This window comes from Nostoc sp. FACHB-152 (assembly GCF_014697475.1).
Lineage (GTDB): Bacteria > Cyanobacteriota > Cyanobacteriia > Cyanobacteriales > Nostocaceae > Nostoc_B.
The window spans coordinates 20,684-45,638 of record NZ_JACJRV010000010.1 but is presented as its reverse complement, the minus strand read 5'-3'; the positions used below and the strand labels follow the sequence as shown (position 1 = coordinate 45,638).

The 24,955-nt window shown below is 41.3% G+C and carries 21 protein-coding genes and 1 tRNA gene; 7 read left to right on the top strand and 15 right to left on the bottom strand.

Features of this window, described 5'->3' with window-relative positions; all coding sequences use genetic code 11:
* Positions 1 to 135 precede the first annotated feature (135 nt).
* Positions 136 to 759: a heme-copper oxidase subunit III gene (locus H6G76_RS11100; protein ID WP_190699758.1), complete on the top strand. Its 624-nt coding sequence runs from the start codon at positions 136 to 138 to the stop codon at positions 757 to 759.
* A gap of 128 nt (positions 760 to 887) precedes the next feature.
* Here H6G76_RS11100 and H6G76_RS11095 read toward each other — a convergent pair whose 3' ends face one another.
* From H6G76_RS11095 to H6G76_RS11075, 5 genes are all read right to left on the bottom strand, one after another.
* Positions 888 to 1,223 (bottom strand): XisI protein, encoded by a 336-nt coding sequence (locus H6G76_RS11095; protein WP_190699755.1) that lies wholly within the window; start codon positions 1,221 to 1,223, stop codon positions 888 to 890.
* Entirely contained in the window at positions 1,211 to 1,627 is a 417-nt protein-coding gene (locus tag H6G76_RS11090) for a XisH family protein (protein ID WP_190699753.1), read from the bottom strand. The genes H6G76_RS11095 and H6G76_RS11090 overlap by 13 nt, the downstream gene beginning before the upstream one ends.
* An 11-nt stretch (positions 1,628 to 1,638) precedes the next feature.
* On the bottom strand, positions 1,639 to 2,706 hold the full coding sequence (locus tag H6G76_RS11085) for a WD40 repeat domain-containing protein (RefSeq protein WP_313934766.1): 1,068 nt from the start codon (positions 2,704 to 2,706) through the stop codon (positions 1,639 to 1,641).
* Positions 2,707 to 2,768: 62 nt separating this feature from the next.
* Positions 2,769 to 3,065, bottom strand: a complete 297-nt coding sequence (locus H6G76_RS11080) for a hypothetical protein (protein ID WP_190700036.1) — start codon at positions 3,063 to 3,065, stop codon at positions 2,769 to 2,771.
* Positions 3,066 to 3,378: 313 nt separating this feature from the next.
* Complete coding sequence (locus tag H6G76_RS11075; protein WP_190692053.1) at positions 3,379 to 3,549, bottom strand: hypothetical protein; 171 nt, start codon at positions 3,547 to 3,549, stop codon at positions 3,379 to 3,381.
* A 314-nt stretch (positions 3,550 to 3,863) separates the two neighbouring features.
* Between H6G76_RS11075 and ald the strand changes: the two genes are divergently transcribed.
* Positions 3,864 to 4,955 (top strand): alanine dehydrogenase, encoded by a 1,092-nt coding sequence (gene ald / locus H6G76_RS11070; RefSeq protein ID WP_190699750.1) that lies wholly within the window; start codon positions 3,864 to 3,866, stop codon positions 4,953 to 4,955.
* A 268-nt stretch (positions 4,956 to 5,223) separates the two neighbouring features.
* Here the strand turns inward: ald and H6G76_RS11065 are convergent, their stop codons facing one another.
* The 3 genes from H6G76_RS11065 to H6G76_RS11055 form a co-directional block, all read right to left on the bottom strand.
* Positions 5,224 to 6,423: an HNH endonuclease gene (locus H6G76_RS11065; RefSeq protein WP_190699748.1), complete on the bottom strand. Its 1,200-nt coding sequence runs from the start codon at positions 6,421 to 6,423 to the stop codon at positions 5,224 to 5,226.
* Between the two features lie 206 nt (positions 6,424 to 6,629).
* Positions 6,630 to 7,916, bottom strand: a complete 1,287-nt coding sequence (locus H6G76_RS11060; protein ID WP_190699745.1) for a bifunctional oligoribonuclease/PAP phosphatase NrnA — start codon at positions 7,914 to 7,916, stop codon at positions 6,630 to 6,632.
* Positions 7,917 to 8,460: 544 nt separating this feature from the next.
* On the bottom strand, positions 8,461 to 8,958 hold the full coding sequence (locus H6G76_RS11055; protein WP_190699742.1) for an HNH endonuclease: 498 nt from the start codon (positions 8,956 to 8,958) through the stop codon (positions 8,461 to 8,463).
* A gap of 573 nt (positions 8,959 to 9,531) precedes the next feature.
* On the opposite strand from H6G76_RS11055, the gene alr reads away from it, so the two are divergent.
* Together alr and H6G76_RS11045 are read left to right on the top strand one after the other, a co-directional pair.
* A complete protein-coding gene (gene alr / locus H6G76_RS11050; RefSeq protein WP_190699739.1) occupies positions 9,532 to 10,719 on the top strand; it encodes an alanine racemase in 1,188 nt (395 codons plus the stop codon).
* Positions 10,720 to 10,916: 197 nt separating this feature from the next.
* Positions 10,917 to 10,998 (top strand) — tRNA-Leu (locus tag H6G76_RS11045).
* 342 nt (positions 10,999 to 11,340) lie between these two features.
* On the opposite strand, the gene rpmB is transcribed toward H6G76_RS11045, so the two are convergent.
* Both rpmB and htpG read right to left on the bottom strand, forming a co-directional pair.
* On the bottom strand, positions 11,341 to 11,577 hold the full coding sequence (rpmB, locus tag H6G76_RS11040; RefSeq protein WP_190699737.1) for a 50S ribosomal protein L28: 237 nt from the start codon (positions 11,575 to 11,577) through the stop codon (positions 11,341 to 11,343).
* A gap of 140 nt (positions 11,578 to 11,717) precedes the next feature.
* On the bottom strand, positions 11,718 to 13,688 hold the full coding sequence (gene htpG, locus H6G76_RS11035; protein WP_190699734.1) for a molecular chaperone HtpG: 1,971 nt from the start codon (positions 13,686 to 13,688) through the stop codon (positions 11,718 to 11,720).
* A 251-nt stretch (positions 13,689 to 13,939) separates the two neighbouring features.
* On the opposite strand from htpG, the gene H6G76_RS11030 reads away from it, so the two are divergent.
* Entirely contained in the window at positions 13,940 to 14,665 is a 726-nt protein-coding gene (locus H6G76_RS11030; protein ID WP_190699731.1) for a bifunctional 2-polyprenyl-6-hydroxyphenol methylase/3-demethylubiquinol 3-O-methyltransferase UbiG, read from the top strand.
* A gap of 25 nt (positions 14,666 to 14,690) precedes the next feature.
* On the opposite strand, the gene H6G76_RS11025 is transcribed toward H6G76_RS11030, so the two are convergent.
* From H6G76_RS11025 to H6G76_RS11010, 4 genes are all read right to left on the bottom strand, one after another.
* A complete protein-coding gene (locus tag H6G76_RS11025; protein WP_190699728.1) occupies positions 14,691 to 15,332 on the bottom strand; it encodes a bifunctional 2-polyprenyl-6-hydroxyphenol methylase/3-demethylubiquinol 3-O-methyltransferase UbiG in 642 nt (213 codons plus the stop codon).
* Between the two features lie 382 nt (positions 15,333 to 15,714).
* The gene (gene clpB, locus H6G76_RS11020) at positions 15,715 to 18,360 is read right to left on the bottom strand and encodes an ATP-dependent chaperone ClpB (RefSeq protein ID WP_190699726.1); all 2,646 of its coding nucleotides are present in this window, start codon (positions 18,358 to 18,360) and stop codon (positions 15,715 to 15,717) included.
* A gap of 203 nt (positions 18,361 to 18,563) precedes the next feature.
* Positions 18,564 to 18,998 carry a lactoylglutathione lyase gene (gene gloA / locus H6G76_RS11015; RefSeq protein ID WP_190699723.1) on the bottom strand — a complete coding sequence of 145 codons (435 nt, stop codon included), beginning with the start codon at positions 18,996 to 18,998 and terminating at the stop codon, positions 18,564 to 18,566.
* 230 nt (positions 18,999 to 19,228) lie between these two features.
* The gene (locus tag H6G76_RS11010; RefSeq protein WP_242056367.1) at positions 19,229 to 20,065 is read right to left on the bottom strand and encodes a hypothetical protein; all 837 of its coding nucleotides are present in this window, start codon (positions 20,063 to 20,065) and stop codon (positions 19,229 to 19,231) included.
* A 297-nt stretch (positions 20,066 to 20,362) separates the two neighbouring features.
* Here H6G76_RS11010 and eno point away from each other — a divergent pair, with 297 nt between their 5' ends.
* A complete protein-coding gene (gene eno / locus H6G76_RS11005; RefSeq protein WP_190699720.1) occupies positions 20,363 to 21,652 on the top strand; it encodes a phosphopyruvate hydratase in 1,290 nt (429 codons plus the stop codon).
* Positions 21,653 to 21,722: 70 nt separating this feature from the next.
* Here the strand turns inward: eno and argC are convergent, their stop codons facing one another.
* Positions 21,723 to 22,781, bottom strand: a complete 1,059-nt coding sequence (gene argC / locus H6G76_RS11000; protein ID WP_190699717.1) for an N-acetyl-gamma-glutamyl-phosphate reductase — start codon at positions 22,779 to 22,781, stop codon at positions 21,723 to 21,725.
* A 368-nt stretch (positions 22,782 to 23,149) separates the two neighbouring features.
* Here argC and ribBA point away from each other — a divergent pair, with 368 nt between their 5' ends.
* Complete coding sequence (ribBA, locus tag H6G76_RS10995) at positions 23,150 to 24,925, top strand: bifunctional 3,4-dihydroxy-2-butanone-4-phosphate synthase/GTP cyclohydrolase II (protein WP_313934765.1); 1,776 nt, start codon at positions 23,150 to 23,152, stop codon at positions 24,923 to 24,925.
* Positions 24,926 to 24,955: the final 30 nt, after the last annotated feature.

The following is a 24,955-nucleotide window of genomic DNA, read 5'->3' as shown; positions in this document are numbered from 1 at the left end:
AGGGTCTAGAGGCTAGAGGTTAGGGGCTAGTATTTTTACTCAGCATTTTCAGTCAGCCACTCACTCTTTCTCTAGCCTCTAGCCCCTAAACCCTAACCTCTGACTATACTTCACACTTCATACTTCAAAAAATTCATGCAAAGTCAAACCATTGACCCAGCTAAAACTGAACTAAATCATCACCACGCGGCACAAGCAGATGCTCATCACGAAGAACATCCAGACCATCGTTTGTTTGGTTTGTTTGTCTTCTTGGTGGCTGAAGGGATGATTTTTATGGGCTTGTTCGGAGCTTACCTAGCTTTCCGTTCGACCTTACCTGTATGGCCGCCAGCAGGTACACCAGAGTTGGAATTATTACTTCCTGGAGTTAATACAGTCAATCTGATTGCTAGTAGTTTTGTCATGCACAATGCCGATACTGCAATCAAAAAGAATGATACAAAAGGGATGCGTATTTGGTTGGCAATTACCGCCGCTATGGGAACGCTATTCCTAGTAGGTCAGGTGTATGAATATACACACTTAGAATTTGGTTTAACTACCAATTTATTTGCTAGTGCCTTTTATGTGTTAACTGGCTTCCACGGATTGCACGTAACCATCGGGGTTTTAGCAATTGTGGCAGTGTTGTGGCGATCGCGCGTTAAAGGTCACTACAGTAACGAAAAACGCTTCGGTATTGAAGCTGCGGAAATCTACTGGCACTTTGTAGACGTAATCTGGATAATTTTATTCGGATTACTGTATCTACTGTAAGTATTCATTATTAAGTTGTTCACTCCACGCGAATAACTTAAAATAAAGCCCCCTTTTGGGGGTTTTTTTATTTTTAGGGTTGAGTAAGAGACAAAAGTTAAGTTTCGGGCAGAACAGGTGATTAAAAATTACTCGACCGCATAAGCAGTAAACTGCCGTTTAAAAGGCGAATGGAAACCAATCACAATATCAGAGTGGGGTACACCTAACTTAACCAATCTTTCAGCAACAGATTCTTCTGTACCGTTATACTGAATCCAAATTTTTCCATTCTGGATATCAAAATGCATGACTGGCCCAAATACCCGTTTGTCTCCTTGCCAGCCAACGTAAGCTAGTTGATAATGGTCGTTTTCTCTATCAATAATTAGTTCAGATTTAACTGTATCGCTGTTACTACTCAGTTGTGCGTGTTCTGTTATAATTTGCTTGATTAGTTGTCGATAGTGTTCTATTTTATCCATTGCCGAATCTCCTCTTGCTTTGGCTCGTAAATTATCAATTTAACTTGATAACGTTGCAGCACACTTTGAACAAAGGGAAGTTGAAAAAAATCTTGATATGTGTCTATAGGGACTGCTAAATAAACGATTCGCTCTGGTTCTTGTAATTCCAGAGCTTGACAATAGTTGAGATATTGACCGAGTGCAGTATGAAATTCACTAATATCTGAGTCTGCAATAAAACTTTTAATTTCAACTGCTATTTTTTCTGTATTCCGTTGTGCTGCGATCGCATTTTCAGCCGCTAAATCAATTTGTAATTTAATCGCTTCACTAATGCGAATTGTAAACGGATCATGAGTAATAAACCATCCATCTTTGATTAATGCAGCTTTGACCTGTTGATGAAAAACATCTCTCGCCATTTTAGATGTTGCTATTTACGTTTTGGTAGTGGAGTTCCCCAAATATTGACTCTGCCATCAAAACCGCCACTAGCTAACAGTTTGCCATCAGGACTAAACGCGATCGCACTTACCCAATCATGATGTCCATAAAGTGTGTATAACACCTCACCTGTAGTTAAATCCCACACTTTCAAACCATCTCTACCAGCACTAGCTAAAATTTTGCCATTGGGGTTAATAGCGATCGCATTTATCCAGTTATTATCTTTAAGGATACGAACTAAGGTATTAGATTGAATATCCCATAGTTTAATAGTGCGATCGCGGCTGGCACTAATTAATGTTGAGCCATCGGGCGTAAATGCTACAGCACTAACAGCTTGGGAATGGGCAGAAAAAGCTCTGATTAATTTTCCCGCCTTTAAATCCCATAGCTTAATCTCACCTTTGTTGTCACCACTGGCGATAGTTTGTCCATCAGGACTGATAGCTAATGTATAAATTGAGTTATCGAACTTAACTAATGTTGTCAGTGGACGCTGCTGTAGCAAATCCCACATCCGAATTCCGTCTAAAGCACCACTGACAAGAACTTTGCTATCGGGAGATATAGCTAAAGATAAAACATTGCTACTATGCCCTACAAAAGAGCGACGAAACCTATTATTTTTTAAATTCCAAAGATTAATTGTGCTGTCAGTACTACAACTAACGAGGGTACGACCATCAGGCGAAATTACCAAAGATTCTACAGAGGTTTTGTGTGCTTTGCGAATATTTGCTAATCTTTTCCCAGTCCAGGGATTCCACAGCCGGATTATACCGTCATTTTCGGCTCCACCACTGGCGAGTATTCTACCATCTGGGCTGAATGCTAAAGATTTAACAGTTCCCACATGGGCCATCAAGCTATAAAGTAGCTGGGGATTAGCAAAACTAGTTTGAGTTTGGGAGTTTGGTACTTCTTCAATGGCAGCTTGAGCAGGGTGAATATCATACCCTTGCCCAATATTTGCTGGTATTAATGCTGCTGCCATCAATCCCAGAACAATATATGGGCGCAGCTTAAAGCCGCCCCTTTTTCCCTGACTCCTCACAAATTTTCCTCTCTGTTTAAATAATTAAGTCAGTTAGCTTCACTTTTGTGATTCATCACTGCTCAACGGGGTGGTTTTTTCTTAGCAACAGTCAATATTGGTAGCGTCGGGCTAGATGAGCGGGAGGGTAGGTAATGTTGTACCACAGGTTCCTCTTCTAGTATTGGGCGACGCTGCTGCATTCGCCACAACTTCCAGGCTAGGGTTACACCTGCTGTTCCCAACCCAACAGCAAACAACGACCAACTATCATCTAATCCACCAATTACAGCATCTACTACGCCCATCGTTATCAAGATACTGATAATTGGCTCTCTTCTGTAGGCTGATTTCAAGAAACGAGGTAATGCAACGTTCATCACAGCTTGGTTTATCCAAATCACCTTTGGTGTAAGTTTACCGAGAATATCTCACCTACAAGTTGCCTTTTATGAAAAAAGCATCTAAATATTATAATTTTCTGGAATAGGTGAGGAAATATATCAGTTAGTCCTCTTGCAGATTTGTAAATCTACGCTCGGATTGACACTTTTTAGTGTGCCTTACAATCATAGACGGCAAATCTTGCAGGATAGTTTTGTTTATACAGTTATAACCAGCTGGGTATTCCAACTGGTTATCAAGCTTCTAATTACTAGCTTACAACTTGAGTGCTGTTGCGTTATGGCAGCACTACTTCAGACCAAGCCAAGATAGCACACCTTGATTGGTCACATATTCAATGATCACCATTAAGCCAAAGCCAATCATTGCAGCCCGACCATTCAGGCGTTCAGCATATTCATTAAAGCCAAATTTGGGGTCTTCTAGCTTGGGTGTAACTGTTGGTTGTGTTTGTGTCATGTTCAAAAAACCTCTTTTCGGCAAACGGGACTTAACAGTAAAACGTTGAATCAGTACTTTTGTAAGGTTTGAGCCAGAGAACTTGCGAACTCTAGAACCAGTTTCTCAAATGTAGCTGTGCAGGTGCTCTTTTAACAATTTGTAATTATTCTTTATATATTGTAGTCAATTATGACAATAGTCAAGGGTAAGAGTTTTCAGCTTTGTTACCGTGGAAGGGAAAACTAATGTTGTAGATAGCTATCCCTAATACGGAACTGTCAGTCCAAGACTGGCAGGCTAAATTAAACAAAAAAATTCATCAGAGGCGTTATATGGAAATTGGTGTTCCTAAAGAAACTAAAGATCAAGAGTTTCGAGTAGGTTTAAGTCCTTCTAGCGTGCGAGTGCTGCGAGAAAATGGTCATAACGTTTTTGTGCAGACACAAGCTGGTGATGGTGCTGGTTTTACAGATGAAGATTATATGGGTGCTGGTGCAGAAATTGTCTCGACAGCAGATGCCGCCTGGAATCGAGAGTTGGTAGTCAAAGTTAAAGAACCATTATCGAGCGAATATAAATTTTTGCAAAAAGGGCAGATATTGTTCACTTATCTGCATTTAGCAGCCGATCGCAAATTGACCGAACATTTAATTGATTGTGGCACTTGTGCGATCGCTTATGAAACTGTAGAACAACCAGGTGCTAACAGACTCCCTCTACTCGCACCCATGAGTGTCATAGCTGGTCGGCTATCAGTGCAATTTGGGGCGAGATTTTTAGAACGTCAACAAGGCGGTAGAGGAGTCCTCTTAGGTGGTATTCCTGGGGTTAAACCCGGCAAAGTTGTAATTTTAGGTGGCGGTGTAGTCGGCACAGAAGCAGCCAAAATCGCTGTTGGTATGGGCGCGACTGTACAAATTTTAGATGTTAATGTCGAACGCTTATCTTATTTAGAAACTTTGTTTGGTTCCAGAGTTGAATTACTTTATAGCAACTCTGCCCATATAGAAGAGGCTGTGAAACAAGCCGACTTACTTATCGGTGCTGTTTTAATCTTAGGACGCAGAGCGCCAATCCTAGTATCCCGCGAATTGGTTAAACAAATGCATCCTGGCTCTGTAATTGTTGATGTGGCTGTTGACCAAGGTGGTTGTGTAGAAACATTACACGCTACCTCTCACACCAACCCTGTATACATTGAAGAAGGCGTAGTCCATTATGGCGTACCTAATATGCCAGGTGCAGTGCCTTGGACATCAACCCAAGCACTCAACAACAGTACATTACCTTATGTTGTACAGTTAGCCAATCTAGGACTCAAAGCTTTAGATGTTAACCCATCCTTAGCTAAGGGTGTAAACGTCGATAATCATCGCCTAGTGCATCCTGCGGTGCAAGAAGTGTTTCCTGATTTAGTCAGCTAGCAACTATAAACGGGTTATATAAAAGGTTAAGACACCAATTTTATTGGTAAATTTTAAGGAATATCTCGCCTACTATGACGAAAATTACTAAAAATTTATAACTAGTAGAAATGCACCTACCAAGCGAGATATATGCATCTATTGCCGAATTTCTTAATCATGAATTTCGAGCCTAATTTAAAGGTCTTGACCTATCTTTAAATATTACCCAATAACCCCTTTCTGCTAATAGAAAGGGGTTACTTAGTTTCTATGATGAGTGTTCGCACTAAATATTTTTCCACCATTCACATTGCTTGAATCTCTCTTTCAAAAACTGTTTGTTGGGACGGCGCATTTCATCCTGTGGAACTCGTAGTTTTTTGCCCTCAATTGTTCGATATTCAGTTTTTTCCAAAGTAGGGTGAATATAAACCTTCAGGGTTTCTGGATCAATAGTAATAAGATTTAAGTCAAATAAGGTATGCAAATCTGCACGTAATAATAAACCATTTGATGGTTCATTATTCTCTGTTTCAATATAAGGAATTATATGAGCAGCTTCAAGTGCTGCTTCAGCATCAAAATTGGTAATTGCACACTTACCAGAATAAGCATTTAGCAAAGCCTGACGAAACTTTTGTTGCCCTTGTCTCCTAGCAATCGATACAGTAATTTTTTCACAAGCATCAGCATCGCTTTTAAAGGTCAAGAATTTTTCTTTATCAAGCTTTTCTCTCTCAGCTATTAGTTTACTCTCATCTGGCAATGATGATGTTTTTTGAGGTGGTGGAACTATTGATGTTTCTGGTGGCTTTATCTTCTCGCTCCTGCTTAAAATTGATTGACAAGTCTTGATTTGATTAATTGCTTTAGCATATTTTGGCGCAATTTTTAAAGCTGATTCATAAGCTTCAATTGCAGCATGATATTCCTTATTTTGTTTGAAAGACTCACCTTGATCAAAAAATACATCAACAAGTCTACGTCCTCTTTTCTGTCTTTGCTGTATTAATGAATGCTTCTCCCATTCTGAATCCAAAAAGGAAGCAGCTTTTTCATCGAATCTACAACCACTACCTTGAAAATTAAAATTTACTCCTTGAAATTCAAGCAAATTTTTTAAATATTTTTGTTCCAAAGGAACATCAAAATTCACTACTGAATCTATTTGAATGCGAACAAAAAAACGCTCATTACGAATGTCAGAATATGCTGCACTTAAATTTGGATATTTACTTCTATTCCGAAGCCTTAATTGCTTATTTTCCGATGCTGCAATAACATGACCAGCAGCAATAAAACCACTGGGTTCATTACCAACGCTTCCAGTCTTCTGAAAGTATGCTCTATCTCCAACTTTTATAAATTTAGAGTTTCCGCAACTCCATGACAGTTTATAATAATTACCTAATGAAATCTTAGACTTTATGCTATCAGGGATATCTCTATAAGTATTACTATTGCAAAGAAAAATAATAGTTGCCATCAGCGATACAATAGGCTAATCATAATAAACATGATATTAGCTATTAAATATACTAAACATAAGCCGTAGATTTACTATAGTTTTGACGTGAATTAACTAAAATTTAGATTTATAAAGTAAATAAACAGCCAAGAAATAAATTTCTGGGCTGCAAATCTAAATTCAGTTAAACTTTTGCTATCGATTCTTCGCTGTTGATTGCAAGATTACTCGGACTGAATCGGGTTATCTCTAGGATTTACTAACTTCAGTAATTTCTGCTTAATCTGAGCATCAAAAACCTCCCATTTCATCTTGGCATAGGCAGGATTTTCGTTACTGCCAGATAAAAAACCCATTGGAATTTCAAAGCCACCTGCACTGGTTCTACCACCGCCAAAAAAGCGTCCGGTGCTGTCTTGGCCAAAGGCTTCTTTAATAAATTCATCGGGGTCGAGGGTAAGTTTTGTGGTTCTCAGGGAACCGATGACTACTTCGAGTTCGTCGTCTTCATCGTGGACAATGCCGTACACTACTGCGGTATGGACGTTTTCTTCTGTAACTAAAAAATCAGCTGCTTGGGGAATCGCATCGCGGTCGTCGTAGCGCAAATAGCCAACGCCAGCGATGGAAAAGTTATTTTGGACGATGCGGTTTTTAAGCGATCGCTCAATCACATCCATTACCCGCTTAGAACGGTTTGCCTGGAGAATCGCGTTTAATAGTTGAGCATCATAAAATCGACTCAGATAAGCAGCTGCCATAAAATCTTCTTCTTGTGCTTGCATCAGTCGATTTGTATCCGATCGCAAGCCGTGCATCAAGGCGGTTGCACATTTAACGTGTTGGCTGATGCTGCTGTCTAAAGTCAATAAGCCAGATTGCAGATACTGAGTAAAAATTGTGGATGTTGCTCGTACATATGGGCGAATATCCAAAAACTCTGCTTTGAGTTCTGCCTGTAAACTGTGATGGTCAATCACTGCTACTAATGGCATTCCTGCCTGCTGTAACCCTGCTAATAACTGACTGGTGGTTCCTTGGTTATCAATTAATACAAAACCTTGATAACAGGACAAATCTTTAGATTTCAGGTTTTGTAGCGTCCAACGCTGCGCCGGTAAACCTGTAAGCTTGACTAGGGCGATATTCTCTTGGTGGCTCAACGTACCAGCATAAATAATTTCACACTTAATGTCATACTGTTGAGCAATTAGCTGGTAAGTCCAAGCACAGGAAAGCGCATCAGGATCAGGAAAATCTTGCAAAATGATTAGTTGGCGCTCATGCCTATGCGCCAAAAAGACCTTTTGCAGTTCCTCTGATTTTTGAAAAGCTACGGAATTGTTACGTTGACCGAGATAAACACTGATTCCGTCGCTTGGCGATGTTGGCAAGGATGACCTGTTAAGCGGTACTTCTACTACTTCTTGGTCAACCTCAGCATCCTCTGGATTTGGCTCTGTGGTCAATGAAAAACTCTCTGACTGCTTCAAGGAAGAATTTAGTTGCATAGAAAACATATTTGTTAAGTGTGAGGCCCTATTGATTGATTGAGAAAATCACAACCAGGGTTTTACTGATTTAGCCACACATTCTGATCTTCGCAAAAATCTAGAAACCTGGGGATACGTATCTTGGTGTATTTTTTGTCAAGATAACTAGGCAAAAATTTATTAAATTCTTTCAAATTGCATACAGTCGCAGAAGGTTTTGCTTCTGGTGGTTGATGACAAAACTCTGACTTCGCTAAATAGCAATATTGAGCCTAATTAGACCATCCTCTGAATTGAAGAGAATTTTTTGGGACAGTCTAGATTTTTTCAGACTATGGATATACAATAAGAGACTGTTGAATTATTTAGGCAGATGCCAGCACACTACCTTAACAGCTACTAGGGTAAAAGCCCGTCAGCAGCTGCATTACTTATGTAGAATGCAACATTGTTTTTAGTAGTATGTTAGCACCTGACTATTTAATTACCCCAATGATGACAAAAGTGTGGCACCTAAATCAGGCTACGCTTACTTTGTAATGCTAGGGTTAAGTTGTTAGCGTCAAAGACCTATCACATATTTTTGCCATTCTTGATGCAGTCCACTTTTCAGTTGTTTACTAACCTCAAAATAGAGGCTGCTATAAGGTTGGCGGGGTAAATGACGCAGTAGCATATGCGCTTCTTGAGGTGTGCGATTGCCCTTCTTAACATTGCAACGAACGCAAGCCGTAACAATGTTTTCCCAGCTATCACCGCCACCACGCGATCGCGGTATGACATGATCTAGCGTCAATTCATCCCCTGTGTAGCCGCAATACTGACAAGTATGTCCGTCTCTGTGCAGAATGTTTCGGCGAGTCAGAGGCATTTCCTTGTATGGAACGCGCACATAATGGCGTAACCGGATCACCGTTGGTAACGGGAAACCAGAGTACAGCAACCTACCATTGTGTTCGACTCGTTCTGCCTTGCCTTTAATTAACAAAACCGCAGCGCGACGCCAACTCGTAATATTGAGCGGTTCGTAAGAGGCGTTTAAGACTAAAACCTTCCCCATTGATTATCGCTCAAGGTATTAGTTTTACATATATTAACACGAATGTCTTCTCCTTGGGAGATGAGAAGATATTATACTTCCACAATAACCAATAATTGTTGTAACGAATAAGATATCATTTGCCACAAACAATTGAGGAGAATGATCCCCATATATTAAGTATTCAGACTGAGCAATACAGTTATTTACTGTGCTGCTATTTCTGAGTATGAAAAATAACTTAGCTATTCTTTGATTAACTAAGGGAGGAAGAGCTAGGCAGAAAAATCCTAGTTCCTAATATCTCAATACTTTTAAGAAAAATTTCTCAACTGACAAGAATTTAAGTTATATGGGTATGAATAACTAAAAATACATAATAAAAAGGAACAGGCAACAGGCAAAAGGGAAACTAAGCTGCCCACCAGTGTGAGCTAGTACTTTGCACGAGTTTACCCTGGATGCAATAATTTTTTTGCCCAAAATTCCACTTGGTTTTAAACCTGATGGGGCTATTTTTCTCTCTGTTGGCCGTTCCCCGTTCCCGCCCCGTAGGGGGTTAACAAAAAAGTGGTGTGAGAGGAGGAAAGAAATATGTTAAGTCGAAATCAAACGCCTGGTGTTGCGTCAAATCAAGAATGCGACACCTATGCGTGGTTTTCGCAGCGTGCTTGGGTGGAAATTGATTTAGGGGCTTTGTCGGAAAACGTACAACAATTTAAACAGTTTTTATCACCACGCACTCAGTTGATGGCGGTAGTCAAAGCTGATGCTTATGGACATGGGGCGGTGACAGTTGCTCAAACAGCATTACAATCAGGGGCTAATTGGTTGGGAGTTGCAACCGTTCCAGAGGGTATTGAACTACGAGAAGCGGGTATTCAAGCACCAATTTTGATTTTAGGGGCTGCCCAGACACCAGAGCAAATTCAAGCGATCGCGCAATGGCAACTCCAGCCAACTTTGTGCAGTCCTAAACAAGCTTTCATTTTTTCTAATGTCTTAGAGACAATTAACTACAGTTCGCCCATACCTGTACACATAAAATTAGATACCGGAATGTCGCGGTTGGGGACTAATTGGCAGGAAGCGACGGAGTTTGTGCAGTTAGTCAAACGATTACCCCATTTGAAAATTGCCAGTATTTACTCTCACTTGGCAACTGCCGATAGTCCTGACACTGCCATTATGCAAGAACAGCATCAAAGATTTGAAGAGGCGATCGCCCAAATCAAAAATCTGGGTATCAAAATCCCTAGCTTGCATTTAGCTAACTCAGCTGCTACTCTTGCCGATCAGCAACTGCACTATGATATGGTGCGCGTAGGTTTAGGTGTTTACGGACTTTCCCCAGCGACACATTTAAATCATCAAGTTCGCCTGAAACCTGTGTTACAAGTCAAGGCGCGAATTACTCAAGTCAAGACAATCCCGGCTGGTACTGGTGTCAGCTATGGGCATCAATTTATTGCACCCCAAGAAATGCGCCTAGCGGTTGTGGGGATTGGCTATGCTGATGGAGTACCACGCAATCTCTCTAACAAAATGCAGGTGTTGCTTCGCGGTCAGCGAGTACCACAAATCGGTGCGATTACAATGGATCAGTTAATGATTGATGTCAGCACCATTCCAGATTTACAAGAAGGCGAAGTAGTTACCTTACTAGGAAAAGAAGGACAAGAGCAAATCACAGCTGACGATTGGGCAACACAGTTAAACACTATTTCTTGGGAAATTCTCTGTGGGTTCAAGCATCGCTTACCACGTGTTGGAATTGTCTAAAGTTAAGGCAATAGGGAACAGGCAATAGGGAAATCTTTTTTTGTGGCAATACGTGTCTTGAAAAGAAATATTTTGATTTTTCATAAATAACTTGAGGCACGTGCCTACCATATATTCAGCTGTTTTTTTAAAGCTGTTCCCTTTTTAAAATTACCTCTTCCCTTTCAAAATTTGTTATGCTAGTATAGATAACTGATGCGGATGTGGCGGAATTGGCAGACGCGCTAGATTTAGGTTCTAGTTCCGAGAGGAGTGAAGGTTCAAGTCCTTTCATCCGCACTGATTGTGAGTAATAAATAGACAAGTTGTAAAGTGACAAATTAGTGTCGTTACGAACACTTTTTTGTCTTCTTCACCCATTATGGTTACTTATACCATTTTACGTTAATCATGATAACCATAAATTGTGTAGAGACGCGATATATCGCGTCTCTACTGTATTTGTATCAGATTTTTTGTGAAATGGTATCACGTCATGTTAATGCAAGATTAATCAATTAAAAACCTCCCCAGAATGAGGAGGTTTATAGAATCAATATTTTTAACTAATTCAAGCTGAGTTCAACGATATTTACCCTAAGGCTAATATTGTTATCGTTTAATTCACTGCCCTTTAGGGATTTAGTAATGATTCAGGTTAATTCCTGCTTCTTTAGCCATTGCTTCTAAACCTTTGATTTCTAAGGTCTTGATAGCTTTGGTAGATAGCTTCAGTTTTACCCAGCGATTTCCACCTTGCCACCAAACGCGCTTGGTTTGCAGGTTCGCGTGTTGAAGGCGTTTGGTGCGACGGTGAGAGTGAGAAATTGCAAAGGCGTTATTTGCCTTTTTGCCAGTTAATTCACAACGACGAGACATAGGAAATTGTTATTTCAACGCAACCTTTCTATTTTAGGGCTTAGGAAACAGATCAGGGAGAGTTCCTAGAAAAAGGGACAAGAAGGTGGGGGGTAAAGGGCAGGAGTGCAGAGGAAGTATTTAATATTCAGCACTCAGCACTATTTGGTGGCTTGTTCTGTTAGCTTGGTGAGAACTTCATTAGAACGCTCAACAAAAGATTTCATCCCTTCAGCGTCAAACCCTTTTTGAGACATTAACGCCAAGTCATAAACGTGTTGGCAAATTAAGTTAACTAACTGACCTGTGGGTGAGGGTGTATCACCTTGAATAATACTGCCTTGGTTGAGATTAGCTAGATTTTGAATTAAGGGATGGGCAGTATTTACTAACAAAATATGATCTTCGGGAAACTCTACTGTTTGTTGCTGCATCATGGCGTTCATTTCGCGCAGGCGGCGGAGAATTTCTGGTAACAGTACCATTGCCGGAGGTGTCCCTTGAGGATCGTCCGATTTTAAGGCTTCGGTGCGGATGTTAAGTTTGGGTTTGTTAAGGGATTTTTCAAATAGCTCTTTGATGACTTCACTCTTGGTTTTGTTGGTTGTGGGGTCAACTATTTCGCCAGATTTGTCTTTATCGAGTAGGGTGCTATCTAAGTCGGAGTCTACGCGGGTAAATTTGACATCATTGTATTCCCGTTCCAGGAAGTTGATGAAATGGGTATCGATGAAGGAGTCCATAAACAGGACTTCCAAGCCTTGGTTTTTATGCAACTCTATGTAAGGGGCTTGGGTGGCTTCATCAGTGCTGTAAAAGACGCGGTTTTCGTGGCGTTCTTTGTTGCGATCTAAGTATTCTTTGATGGTGGTGTAGGGTATGCTGCTGGATGTAGTCGAGGTGACATCTTGCCAAGCATCCCCTTCTTGGGACTGCACTTCAACGGCAGGAGTTTCGGCAGCTTTTTGAGCTAAGTCGGTGGTGGTGCGGAAGACGATAATATCTTCAACTTGCTTTTTGAATTTCTCGTCGTTAAGCGCGCCAAATTTGACGAAAGTGCCGAGATCCTTCCAAGCATTAATGTACTGCTCGCGATCGCCTCGGTATAATTCTTTGAGTCTGTCGCCGACTTTCTTAGCTATATAATCGCCGATTTTGCGGACGGTGCGATCGCCTTGTAAGGCACTGCGCGATACGTTCAATGGAATATCAGTACTATCAATTACCCCCCGCATCGGCATCAGGAATTGGGGAATGATTTCTTCGCAGTTGTCGCTTACAAAAACTTGATTGCAGAATAATTTAATTTGCCCTTTAGTTACATCCACATCTGGGCGCATTTTGGGGAAATACAAAATACCGTTGATGATGAAGGGATAATCTGTATTTAGATGCACCCACAGCAACGGTTCTTCTTGGAAAGGATATAAATAGCGATAAAATTCTAAATAATCTTCTTTAGTTAAACTGCTAGGAGACTCCCGCCAAGGTGCTTTTTGTCTGTTTATGACTTCACCATCTAGTTTGATGGGTACTGGCATGAAGTCGCAGTAAGTTTTAACCAGATTTTTAACTCGTGCTGACTCTAAATATTCTTCCTCATCTGCCATGAGGGTGAGGGTAATTGTAGTACCGCGAGTAGTGCGGGGAGACTCATCTAAGGTAAATTCTGGCGAACCATCACAAGTCCAATGAACTGCTTGTGCGCCCTCTTTATAAGATAGAGTATCGATTTCTACCTTTTGCGCCACCATGAAGGAGGAGTAAAAACCTAAACCAAAGTGACCGATAATTGGTTGATCAGCTTTGTCTTCATACTTGTGGATAAATTCTTCTGCACTAGAAAAAGCAACTTGGTTAATATATTTTTTGACTTCCTCTGCGGTCATCCCGATGCCATTATCGGTGATGGAGAGGGTTTTTTTATCTTTATCGATCGCCAGTTGAATTTCTGGTTCGCCGATGTCGCCATTGTATTCTCCGGCGCGGGATACCATTTTTAGCTTTTGGATAGCGTCTACAGCATTGGAGACTAATTCCCGTAAAAAGATTTGGTGGTCTGAGTAGAGAGATTTTTTGATAATCGGGAAAATATTTTCAGTATGAATACTGATAGTGCCTTGTTCTAGCATGGTTTGTAATGAATAAGAATGTCTCAGTGAGGATTGTAACGGCTGCTTGTCTAGCAGTCATTCCTAATTAATCAGTAATATCTAGACATAACAGATTCGGATTACCCTACTTATCACGAAATATAGGCGTAGGGTACTTTTGGACGAATTGTATATTACTTCTTAAAAAATCGTGTAATTTACTTTTTGTTACAAATTTCAATTTTTGCTACGTAAAATTTTTCTACAGTACTTTATTGGGCAATAGCAACATGAGCAATTATAGTCTTAGCAAAATATATGAACAACTTAAACAAATTTACTATTTGGCGATTCGCTATGACTATGATCTGCCTATTATACTTAGTTTGTTAAATAAATACTGTCAACCAGAGCGATCGCAATGCTCCGTTTTAGATGTTGGCTGTGGAATGGGCAAGAAAATGATGGCGATCTCTACAGCCGGATATGAAGTCTTAGGTGTAGATGTAAATAATCAACTTGTTGAAGCCAATCAAAAACAGGGTTTAAATTGCCTCACTGTAGAAGATTTTCTTCAGACTCAAAACCAGTTTGATGTAATTTTAATGTCTCATATCATTGAACATTTTAATCCAGAGGCTCTCAAAGATTTTATGGATATTTATTTAGATAGGCTGAAAGTAGGTGGATATTTAATTATTGCAACTCCGTTATTAACAGAGTATTTTTATGAAGATTTTGATCATGTTAAACCCTATTTACCTCTGGGAATTTTGATGGTATTTGGCAAAACACCTACTCAGGTTCAATATTATTCCCGAAATAAACTTGGATTAAAAGACATCAAGTTTCGCAAAAGACCATATAGATTTACTTTTGTTAGGGGCAAATATATTAGAGATTGGACTACAAAAATTTATCAAATTATTGAATTTATTAATATATTGCTGTGTTTTATCTCATCTGGTTGGTTAGGCAGAAAAGATGGCTGGGTTGGGATTTTTAAAAAGATTTAAATTGCACCCTTCCCTGTAAATTTCATTAATAGTTATTAATATTTTTTTCCAACACTAAAAAGTAGTGGTAGGGATTGATCGGATCAATAAATTCTTTTTTTACACTCAATCCAGCATTTTTAATTGAAGATAAAATCCGCTTTTTGGGATAGTCTTTTAATCCAACTTCCCAATAATGATGCTTTGATAAAGGTTTGTTAGTCCAAAATTTAGGTATTTCTAGTAATAAATATCTTGACCTTGGTATCCCAGAAAACCTAATTTGGAAAGCTGAATATAACGTGTTATAAGGAAGCGAGATGACTAAATATTTCTTGGTTGCTGCTGCTAGCTTTTTTAAAGCTAGTTCTGACTGTTCGTAAGGGAGATGTTCTAAAACCTGAAATAGAACGATCGCATCAAATTTATCTTTAGGTAATGAAAAATCTGTTGCTAAATCTAAAATTATATCTGGGTTAAGATTATGGTCAATATCTGCTGTATTGACTTCGTAACCATAAGACTTAAGAATATCTGTTAATAATGAATTGTAAATTCCAATTTCTAAAACGTTTTTGACTTGATTGCCAAGGGAAAATATTAAACGTAATTGATGATGATAACTGATGAATCTGTCTTTGGATAAATACTCAGACTTTTTCAGGTCGAATGATGTGATTAGCTGCATAAAAATTTGCTTGTCTAACCTACTTTTGGAGAGTATGCTATTTAAGTTTTACCGTATAATCACTTAAATTGATAGTCTACATCTGAAATAACTTTTATCTTTAAACTGAGTTAATAAATTTTTTATAGTAGGTGATAGGTCAATACGGTTCGGATAAGCATTTTGAACTCAGAATTGGTTTGGGGAAAAGGTTAAAGGGTAAGGGTTAAAGGTTTTTTCTTCCCCTTTTGCCCTTTGCCTTTCCCCTTTAACCGAACCGTATTGGGTGATAGGTTACAGGTGACAGGGAACAGGTTAAAAGTCTTGTAAGATGATAACTATAACAAAATGGTACGTTGTGCTACACGACAACGTACCCTACTTAGCACTGAGATAGTTCAACTCACGATGTTGTGACTTGAGTGACTACTACTTTCGCTGGTTGTTTTTTGCTAAAAGTTAGACCAGCCTCATTCTTATCAATAAGAATAGTATCGCCAGCAATGAAGGTATTTTCTAATAATTTAGTGGCAATGGGGTTTTCTACTTCTCGCTGAATTGCGCGTTTGAGAGGACGTGCGCCATAAACTGGATCGTAACCCATTTCTACTAGGTAATCACAAGCTTCTTGGGTGATTTCAAAGGAGATTTTTTGTTCTTGGAGGAGGAATTCGACGCGCTTGAGTTGAATGCGGATGATATGCCGCATTTCTGAACGGCTGAGGGTGTGGAATAAGATGGTATCATCTACACGGTTGAGAAATTCCGGGCGGAAGTGCGATCGCAACGCATCTGTCACGCGGTTCTGCATCATGTCATATTTAGAATCATCACCGGAAACATCAAGAATGTGTTCGCTACCAATATTGCTGGTCATCACAATGACGGTGTTGCGAAAATCTACTGTTCTGCCTTGAGAGTCAGTAATTCTACCATCATCAAGTACTTGCAATAAAATATTGAACACATCGGGGTGAGCTTTTTCTACCTCATCCAACAGCACTACAGAGTAAGGATGGCGGCGAACCGCTTCGGAAAGTTGACCGCCTTCTTCGTAACCTACATAACCTGGAGGCGCACCTACCAACCGGGAAACAGAATGTTTCTCCATATACTCGGACATATCTAAGCGTACCAAAGCATCATCAGAATCAAAGAGAAACTGCGCTAAGGCACGGGCTAGTTCAGTTTTACCTACTCCAGTCGGCCCCATAAACAAAAATGAACCAATGGGGCGGCTGGGATCTTTCATCCCTGCACGGGCGCGACGAATAGCGGCAGCTACGGCTTCTACCGCTTCGTGTTGCCCAATGACGCGTTTATGTAAATGGCTTTCGAGTTGCAGTAATTTTTGCCGTTCTGATTCTAGTAGACGGTTGACGGGGATTCCTGTCCACTTGGCGACGATTTCCGCGATGTCGGCTTCCGTGACTTGTTCACGTAGTAGGGTAGAACCTTGACTTTGCAATTCTAAAAGTTTTGCTTCTTTGGCTTCGCGATCGCGCTGCACGCCTTCCAGTTTGCCATACTTCAATTGGGCAGCTTTATTCAAATCATACGCCCGTTCTGCCTGATCAATTTGCACACGCAAGGCTTCTTCTTCTTTCTTTAAGACGCTGATAGCTTCTAATAACTGCTTTTCACCTTGCCATTGATCGTTAAATTCTTGCTGTTTTAGCTTTAAAGTGTCAATTTCTTGTTCAATTCGCTGCAAACGTTCTCGCGTTTGGGCGGGTACTTTCTCTTCTCCGGCTAATGACAGCTTTTCCATTTCTAGCTGCATTAAGCGACGGTCAATGGCTTCCAATTCTGAAGGTTTGGAAGTAATCTCCATTTTCAACTGGGCGGCGGCTTCATCTACCAAATCAATGGCTTTGTCAGGTAGGAAGCGGTCAGCAATGTATCGCGCTGACAAGGTAGCAGCAGCTACTAGTGCGGAGTCAGAAATTTTAACGTTGTGATGCACTTCGTAGCGTTCTTTTAAACCACGGAGAATAGAGATGGTGTTTTCTACGCTAGGCTGATCAACAAATACTTGCTGGAAACGCCGTTCTAGGGCTGCGTCTTTCTCAATGTATTTGCGGTATTCATCTAAGGTAGTTGCACCAATACACCGCAGTTCACCCCTAGCTAACATGGGTTTGAGTAAATTTCCAGCATCCATCGCCCCTTGTTGATTGGAACCAGTACCAACCACGGTGTGCAGTTCATCAATAAACAGGACGATTTGCCCGTTGGACTCAATAACTTCCTTGAGTACAGCTTTCAGGCGGTCTTCAAATTCACCCCGGTATTTTGCCCCAGCAATTAAACTGCCGATATCTAAAGAGATTAACTGACGATTTTTGAGAGATTCCGGGACATCGCCGTTAATTATACGCTGTGCTAGAGCTTCCGCGATCGCAGTCTTACCTACACCCGGTTCGCCAATTAATACTGGATTATTTTTACTCCGGCGAGATAACACCTGAATTACGCGCCGAATTTCATCATCCCGGCCGATAACTGGGTCGAGTTTTCCGGCTTTGGCTTGTTCTGTCAAATCTCTACCAAATTTTTGTAGGGCTTCATAGCGAGACTCTGGATTTTGATCGGTCACCTTTTGACTACCCCGTACAGATTTAATCGCTGCTTCTAATGTAGTACTGTCAACATTAAAACCTTTCAGTATCCGCCGACCGATGCGTTCATCTTCAGTAAAACCCAAGAGAATATGTTCTACTGAGATGTAAGTATCTTTCATTTTGACTCTAGCTTCCTCGGCGCGATCGAGTAGCGCATCTAAACTGCGACCGAGGTAAAGCTGGTCATTATTGGCAACTTTAGGTTGACGTTGGGTATAGGCTTCTAATTGCTGTTGTAAGCGGATGGGGTCGATTTCCGCCCGCGCTAAGATGCGAATAGCTAAACTTGTGGGTTCTTCTAACAGGGCAATAATTAAATGTTCAACGTCTAATTGTTGTTGTTTATACGCACGCACTATATCCTGAGATTTTACAATTGCTTCCCAGGCTTTATCAGTAAATTTATTAGGATCTGTAGGCTGCATCTTTACGATTTTGAATTGCGGATTTTATTTAAGGAAGTGGAGAGGAGGAAGAGGGGCTGGAGGTTAGAGGCTAGAGGTTAGGGACTAGAGGCTAGGAATTATGAAGGGTATCAGAAGGGAATTGCCACAGCCAGGATAAAATTTCACACTTCATACTTCACACTTCATAACTTTCCTAGCCTTACCCTTTTATCCTAGTAAAATTATTGGGACACAAGTTGGTTTTGTGATTCTTGTTTTGCTGCTGATCCTTGAGTACCCAATTGAATTAGTTCAATTTTGTAGCCATCGGGATCTTCGACAAAAGCAATTACTGTGGAACCGTGTTTCATGGGGCCTGGTTCCCGAACAATTTTACCGCCGCGATTTCTGATAGCTTCACAGGTAGCGTAAATGTCATCTACACCCAAGGCAATGTGTCCGTAAGCGTTACCTAACTCGTATTTTTCTACTCCCCAGTTATAGGTTAGTTCGATAACTGTATGGTCACTTTCATCACCATAGCCAATAAAAGCTAAGGTAAATTCTCCCCCTGGAAAATCTTTTTTCCGTAACAATTGCATTCCTAGTACATCGCAATAGAATTTCAATGACTCTTCTAGGTTGCCTACCCGCAGCATTGTATGTAGTAAGCGCATAAGGATCTGTAAAATATAGATTTCTGCCAACATTTTACAGAAGTTACTCAATTAACCTACTGTCTGAAAGGTTGGGATTTTGAAAGGGAAGAGGAATAGGCAATAGGCAATAGGCAATAGGCAACAGTAAAAAAGGTTTTTTCCCTCGCTTGCTGCAAGATCTGAGATTACTGTTTCTTTCCTATACCTCTACACCCTTATTTTTATTAGTCCCTACCTTTCAACCTTGGTTACAAGGGATTGATGGAAAGTGATTTAACTCTTTGAGTGCCTTTAGGTGGAGAAAATCGGAATGTGTTGGTAGTAACAGCAGGGTTAGCAGTTCTGCGGAGGATTTTTTCAGTCAGCAGAATGTCTAAATTTTGTGATTTACCTGCTAATTGCAGTTGCTTGAGAGTGGCAGTTTTTGGATTGACAAAAGCACTTAAGGTAAATCCTTCTTGCGAATCTTTGTAATCGTAGACATAAAATGCTTCACCCTCCAATGTCCGTCTTTCGCCTTTTAATTCGCCGTTACTAGACAAGCCAAGGTATGTCAAAACGTTTTTAGCTGATAATTTACCATCTACAACAATTTTTCTATCTGCTTCTGGAAAGTCTAGGAAGGCGAAGGAAGATAAACCAAGTAAAATCCAATCGCCTGAGTCTTTAAAACTTGTGTATGTTGTGACTGAATATTGCTTTAAATCAGGTCGGTAAATCCATAGTTGTGTACCATTAGAAACTACTAAAGTTCCAGTTTGAGGTGGTTCGCCTGGTTTTGCATAAGTAATTTCAGCCCGAAACTTTTTACCAGACTGAGTAATGATTTTATTTTGTAAGTAAATTGTTGTTTCATTACCTTGACTGGAAACCTTAAACTGGGTTTGTGAATCTGTTTGATAGCGATCGCTTTTTAAAAAAGCAGCAACAGTTTTAGCTAATAAAGATAAATCTAAGGTTTCTGTCGCTTGAGTCAGGATAGGAGCATAATTAGGAGGGGGTTGCGGGAAAGAGAGTTGAGCCGCATTAGCTCCTCCCGAAAGGATAGTGAAAGATGCGATCGCAGTCAAAATAGATTTCATCATGGTTGACAAAAATATTTCAGTTCTGTTGATTATTGTTCCCTGCTTCTCTAGCCAGAACTGAGAACTTTCTTGTACAGACACGACAAGTCAAGTCTCTACTGTTGACTTTGGCCTAAAAAATAATTCAAAATCCAAAGTTTGTGCATCCAACAGCGATTTACCAAACATCTGGAAATCTTCTTTAATCTCAGCCTCATAAGTCGCGCAAAAGCCTATGCTAACGAATGGGTTGGGTTAATCCACTGGACTGTATGCGCTTAAAACTAAGGAAGCACTCGAAGAAAGGACAAAGCACAAATGAGTAACATTCTAGATACTGCCATTGAGGCGATTGTTGCCCGCGAAATTCTGGATTCACGGGGTAGACCAACGGTGGAAGCCGAAGTGCATTTGGTAAACGGTGCTGTGGGGCTAGCGCAGGTTCCGAGTGGAGCCTCTACAGGAACTTTTGAAGCCCATGAACTGCGGGATGATGATAAAAGCCGCTACGGGGGTAAGGGCGTTCTTAAGGCGGTGCAAAATGTGAAAGAAGTATTAGCACCAAAATTGATTAACTTGGATGTCCTGAATCAAGAACTGATTGACCGGACAATGTTTGCCCTCGATGGTTCGGCAAACAAATCTAACTTGGGTGCAAATGCGATTTTGGCTGTTTCTTTAGCAGCTGCTAAAGCGGGTGCGGAAGCTTTGGCAATTCCTCTTTATCGCTATTTAGGTGGGCCTTTGGCAAATTTATTGCCAGTACCATTAATGAATGTGATTAACGGTGGCGCACACGCAGCCAATAATGTGGATTTTCAGGAGTTTATGATTGTTCCTGTTGGTGCATCTTCTTTTAAGGAAGCATTGCGTTGGGGTGCAGAGGTGTTTGCCACACTCAGCAAGGTCTTGGATGATAAGGGTTTGCTGACTGGTGTGGGTGATGAAGGTGGTTTTGCTCCTAACTTGGAATCTAATCAGGTAGCCTTAGAATTGCTGGTGGCTGCAATCGAGAAGGCAGGTTACAAGCCTGGGGAACAAGTAGCTTTAGCACTAGATGTGGCAGCTAGTGAATTTTACAAAGATGGACAGTATGTTTACGATGGGAAACCACACTCTCCTGCTGAGTTTATTGATTATTTGGGACAATTGGTTGACCAATATCCCATCGTGTCCATTGAAGATGGCTTGCATGAAGAAGATTGGTCTAACTGGCAATTGCTCACCCAAAAGTTAGGCTCACGGGTGCAATTGGTAGGGGATGATTTGTTTGTAACTAACGCTACCCGCCTCCGTAAAGGCATCGACGAAAAAGCCGGGAACGCCATTTTGATTAAACTCAACCAAATTGGTTCCCTAACTGAAACCTTAGAAACAATTGACATGGGAACTCGCAACGGTTTCCGCTCAGTAATTAGCCATCGTTCTGGCGAAACTGAAGACACGACAATTGCTGACTTGGCTGTAGCTACCCGCGCCGGTCAAATCAAGACAGGTTCTCTCTGCCGCAGTGAACGTGTAGCAAAATACAACCGCTTGCTGCGGATTGAAGATGAACTAGGCGATCGCGCCGTTTATGCTGGTGCTGTGGGTTTAGGGCCGAAGTAGGTAACAGGTTATAGGTAACAGGTGACAGAAACTATTACCTGTTACCTGTCACCTGTTACCTCTCACCTCATCAAGGATAAAAACCGAGTTTGGGCAACCCCAAGGTTTCATCCCAACCCATCATTAGGTTCAGACATTGAATTGCTTGACCCGCTTGCCCTTTAATTAGATTGTCAATTACTGACATCACAATTACACGACCTGTGCGCGGGTCAGCTTCTACACCAATCATGCAAAGATTGCTACCGCTTACCCATTTTGTCTGCGGGTAAACACCACTCTCGCAAATCTTTACCCAAGGAGAGTTACGGTAAAAAGCATTATAAATCGTAATTAAATCATCTCTGGCTAAACCAGGATCGCGCAGTGTGGCATAGACGGTGGCTAAAATACCTCGCACCATCGGGATGAGGTGGGGTGTGAATTGCACAGTTACCTCGTGTCCGGCTAATTCGCTGCAAATCTGCTCAATTTCCGGAGTATGGCGGTGACGAACTACGCCATAGGCTGCTAAGGAATTATCTGCTTCTGCGAGTAATAAGTTAACTTTGGCTTGCCGTCCACCGCCAGATGTGCCAGATTTAGCGTCAATGATTGCGGTTTCAGGGACGATTAAGCCTTGCTTCAGGAGTGGCGACAGTGCTAAGAGGCTGGCTGTGGGATAACAACCGGGACAACCAATAAGCTGTGCTTCAGAGATGCGATCGCGGTAAAGTTCTGGTAAACCGTAAACTGCTGTGGCGGCGGCGGCGCGATCGCTTCTTTCTTGTCCATACCAACTGGTGTAAGTTGCCAAATTATTGAATCGATAGTCCGCACTTAGATCTAGTACCTTACAACCTTTTTCTAATAATTGCGGTGCGATTTGGCAAGCCAGACCATTTGGTAGAGAGAGAAACACGACTTCACAGCGTTCAGCAATAATTTCTGGCTCAACCGCCTCTATTGGCAAGTTAATTATATGAGCTAGATGTGGGTAAAGATCCCCAAAACATTTACCTGCACTGCTCTCACCGCCTAAATAAACTAGTTCCACCTCTGGATGTTCCAAGAGTAATCGGACTAGCTGCACTCCACCATAGCCTGACGCGCCAACAATCCCAACAGGTACGCGTCTAATATTGCCCATGTTTCTAAAATCCTTATCTGCTTTTAATTAATTTATGAGTTAATGGTTCATGGTGAACCAGCGCGGTCTTGGGGGTTTCCCCCATAAGCAACTGGTGAACCCGAAGGGTCAACGGTCATTTGTCATTTGTCCTTGGTCAATAGTAAATGAAATGGTCAAAATTATTCTCCTCTGCTCCCCTGCTCCTCTGCTCCCCTGCCCCCTTGCTCCTCTGTACTTGCATTCTTGATATTAGACCTGATTTTAATGCCAGAAACTAGACCATGTTATCGAATCATTGCTAGTGTAATTCTCTGCCTTATAAAGGAGTTACAATCAAAAAACAGAAATTGTTAAAAAAAATTTACTATCGTTAGCTGGAAGTCCTTGTGTCAACGCCTAAACCTACACGGCAATCTCATGACACTCCCTTTGAGGGAGAAAACTCTCAGGGTGTAACTCCTCAAATAGAAGAGAAAACTGTGGAAATTGCTGCCTCCTCTAACCAAGCTTTTGCATTTGATTCTATTGATGCTGCTTTGGCAGACCTCAAGGCAGGTCGAGTCATTGTGGTGGTAGATGATGAAAACCGCGAAAATGAAGGTGATTTAATCTGTGCTGCCCAATTTGCCACACCCGACATGATCAATTTCATGGCGGTAGAAGCAAGAGGGCTGATTTGTTTAGCCATGACAGGCGATCGCCTTGACGAGCTAGACTTACCTTTGATGGTGACTAACATTACCGATACTAATCAGACTGCTTTTACCGTTAGTATCGATGCTGGCCCTCATTTGGGTGTCAGCACGGGCATTTCCGCAGAAGACCGCGCCCGGACTATTCAAGTTGCCCTCAATCCAGCGACAAAACCTTTAGATTTACGCCGTCCTGGTCATATTTTCCCGATTCGTGCTAAGGCTGGCGGTGTACTTAAACGCGCAGGACATACGGAAGCGGCGGTTGATTTATCTCGATTGGCTGGGCTTTATCCAGCAGGGGTGATTTGCGAAATTCAAAACCCCGATGGTTCAATGGCACGGTTGCCCCAGTTGATTGACTATGCTAGACAGCATAATCTCAAAATTATTAGTATTGCAGATTTAATTAGCTATCGCCTGCAACACGATCGCCTAGTTATCCGCGAAAGTATTGCTGAGTTACCCACACAGTTCGGTCATTTCAAAATCTACGCTTACCGCCACACCCTTGACAACTGCGAACACGTGGCGATCGTTAAAGGCGACCCCGCTACTTTCAAAGATGAACCAGTTATGGTGCGGATGCACTCAGAATGTTTAACTGGTGATGCTTTGGGTTCTTTGCGTTGTGACTGTCGGATGCAGTTGCAAGCCGCGTTGAAAATGATTGAAACTGCTGGTCAAGGTATCGTCGTCTACCTACGCCAAGAAGGTCGGGGAATCGGCTTGATTAATAAGCTCAAAGCCTACTCGTTACAGGATATGGGGCTGGATACAGTAGAAGCAAACGAGCGTTTAGGCTTTCCGGCTGACCTGCGCGACTACGGGATGGGCGCACAAATGCTGATGGATTTAGGTGTCAAAAATATCCGCCTAATTACCAATAATCCCCGGAAAATCGCTGGCGTTAAAGGCTATGGCTTAGAAGTAGTGGATCGCGTACCGTTGTTGATTGAAGCCAACGATTACAATTCCTATTACTTGGCGACCAAGGCGAAAAAGTTAGGTCATATGCTGTTGCAGACCTATCTAGTAACAATTGCCCTGCATTGGCAAGATGAACCGCAATCAATCACGAAACGTTATGAACGGTTGGAAAAATTGCGACATTTAGCCAGAAGCAATGATTTATTGTTGCAAGAAGAAGCCCGTCCTTTAGGAATCGCATTATTTGACGAGCCATCTTTGACAGTACACTTAGGTTTCGACCAAGCTACAGTGGCTAGTGCTGATTGGTATCAGCAAAAAGGTCATCCTTACCTGCAAGCGGTATTCCAAATTTTGGATAACCTAGTCACTTTACCTTACATCCAGAAACTAGAATTTCTGATTTCTACTGGTGGTGATCCTTTAAGTAATTTGCAAGTTCAGCTTGATCGACAGTTTTTCTCTTTTGAGACAGTGCCTTCATCACTATGCGATCGCTTGGAACAACAACAAATTTATAGTTTTAGTAAACCAGAGTAAGTTATGGCAGGTGACAGGTAATAGAGTTTT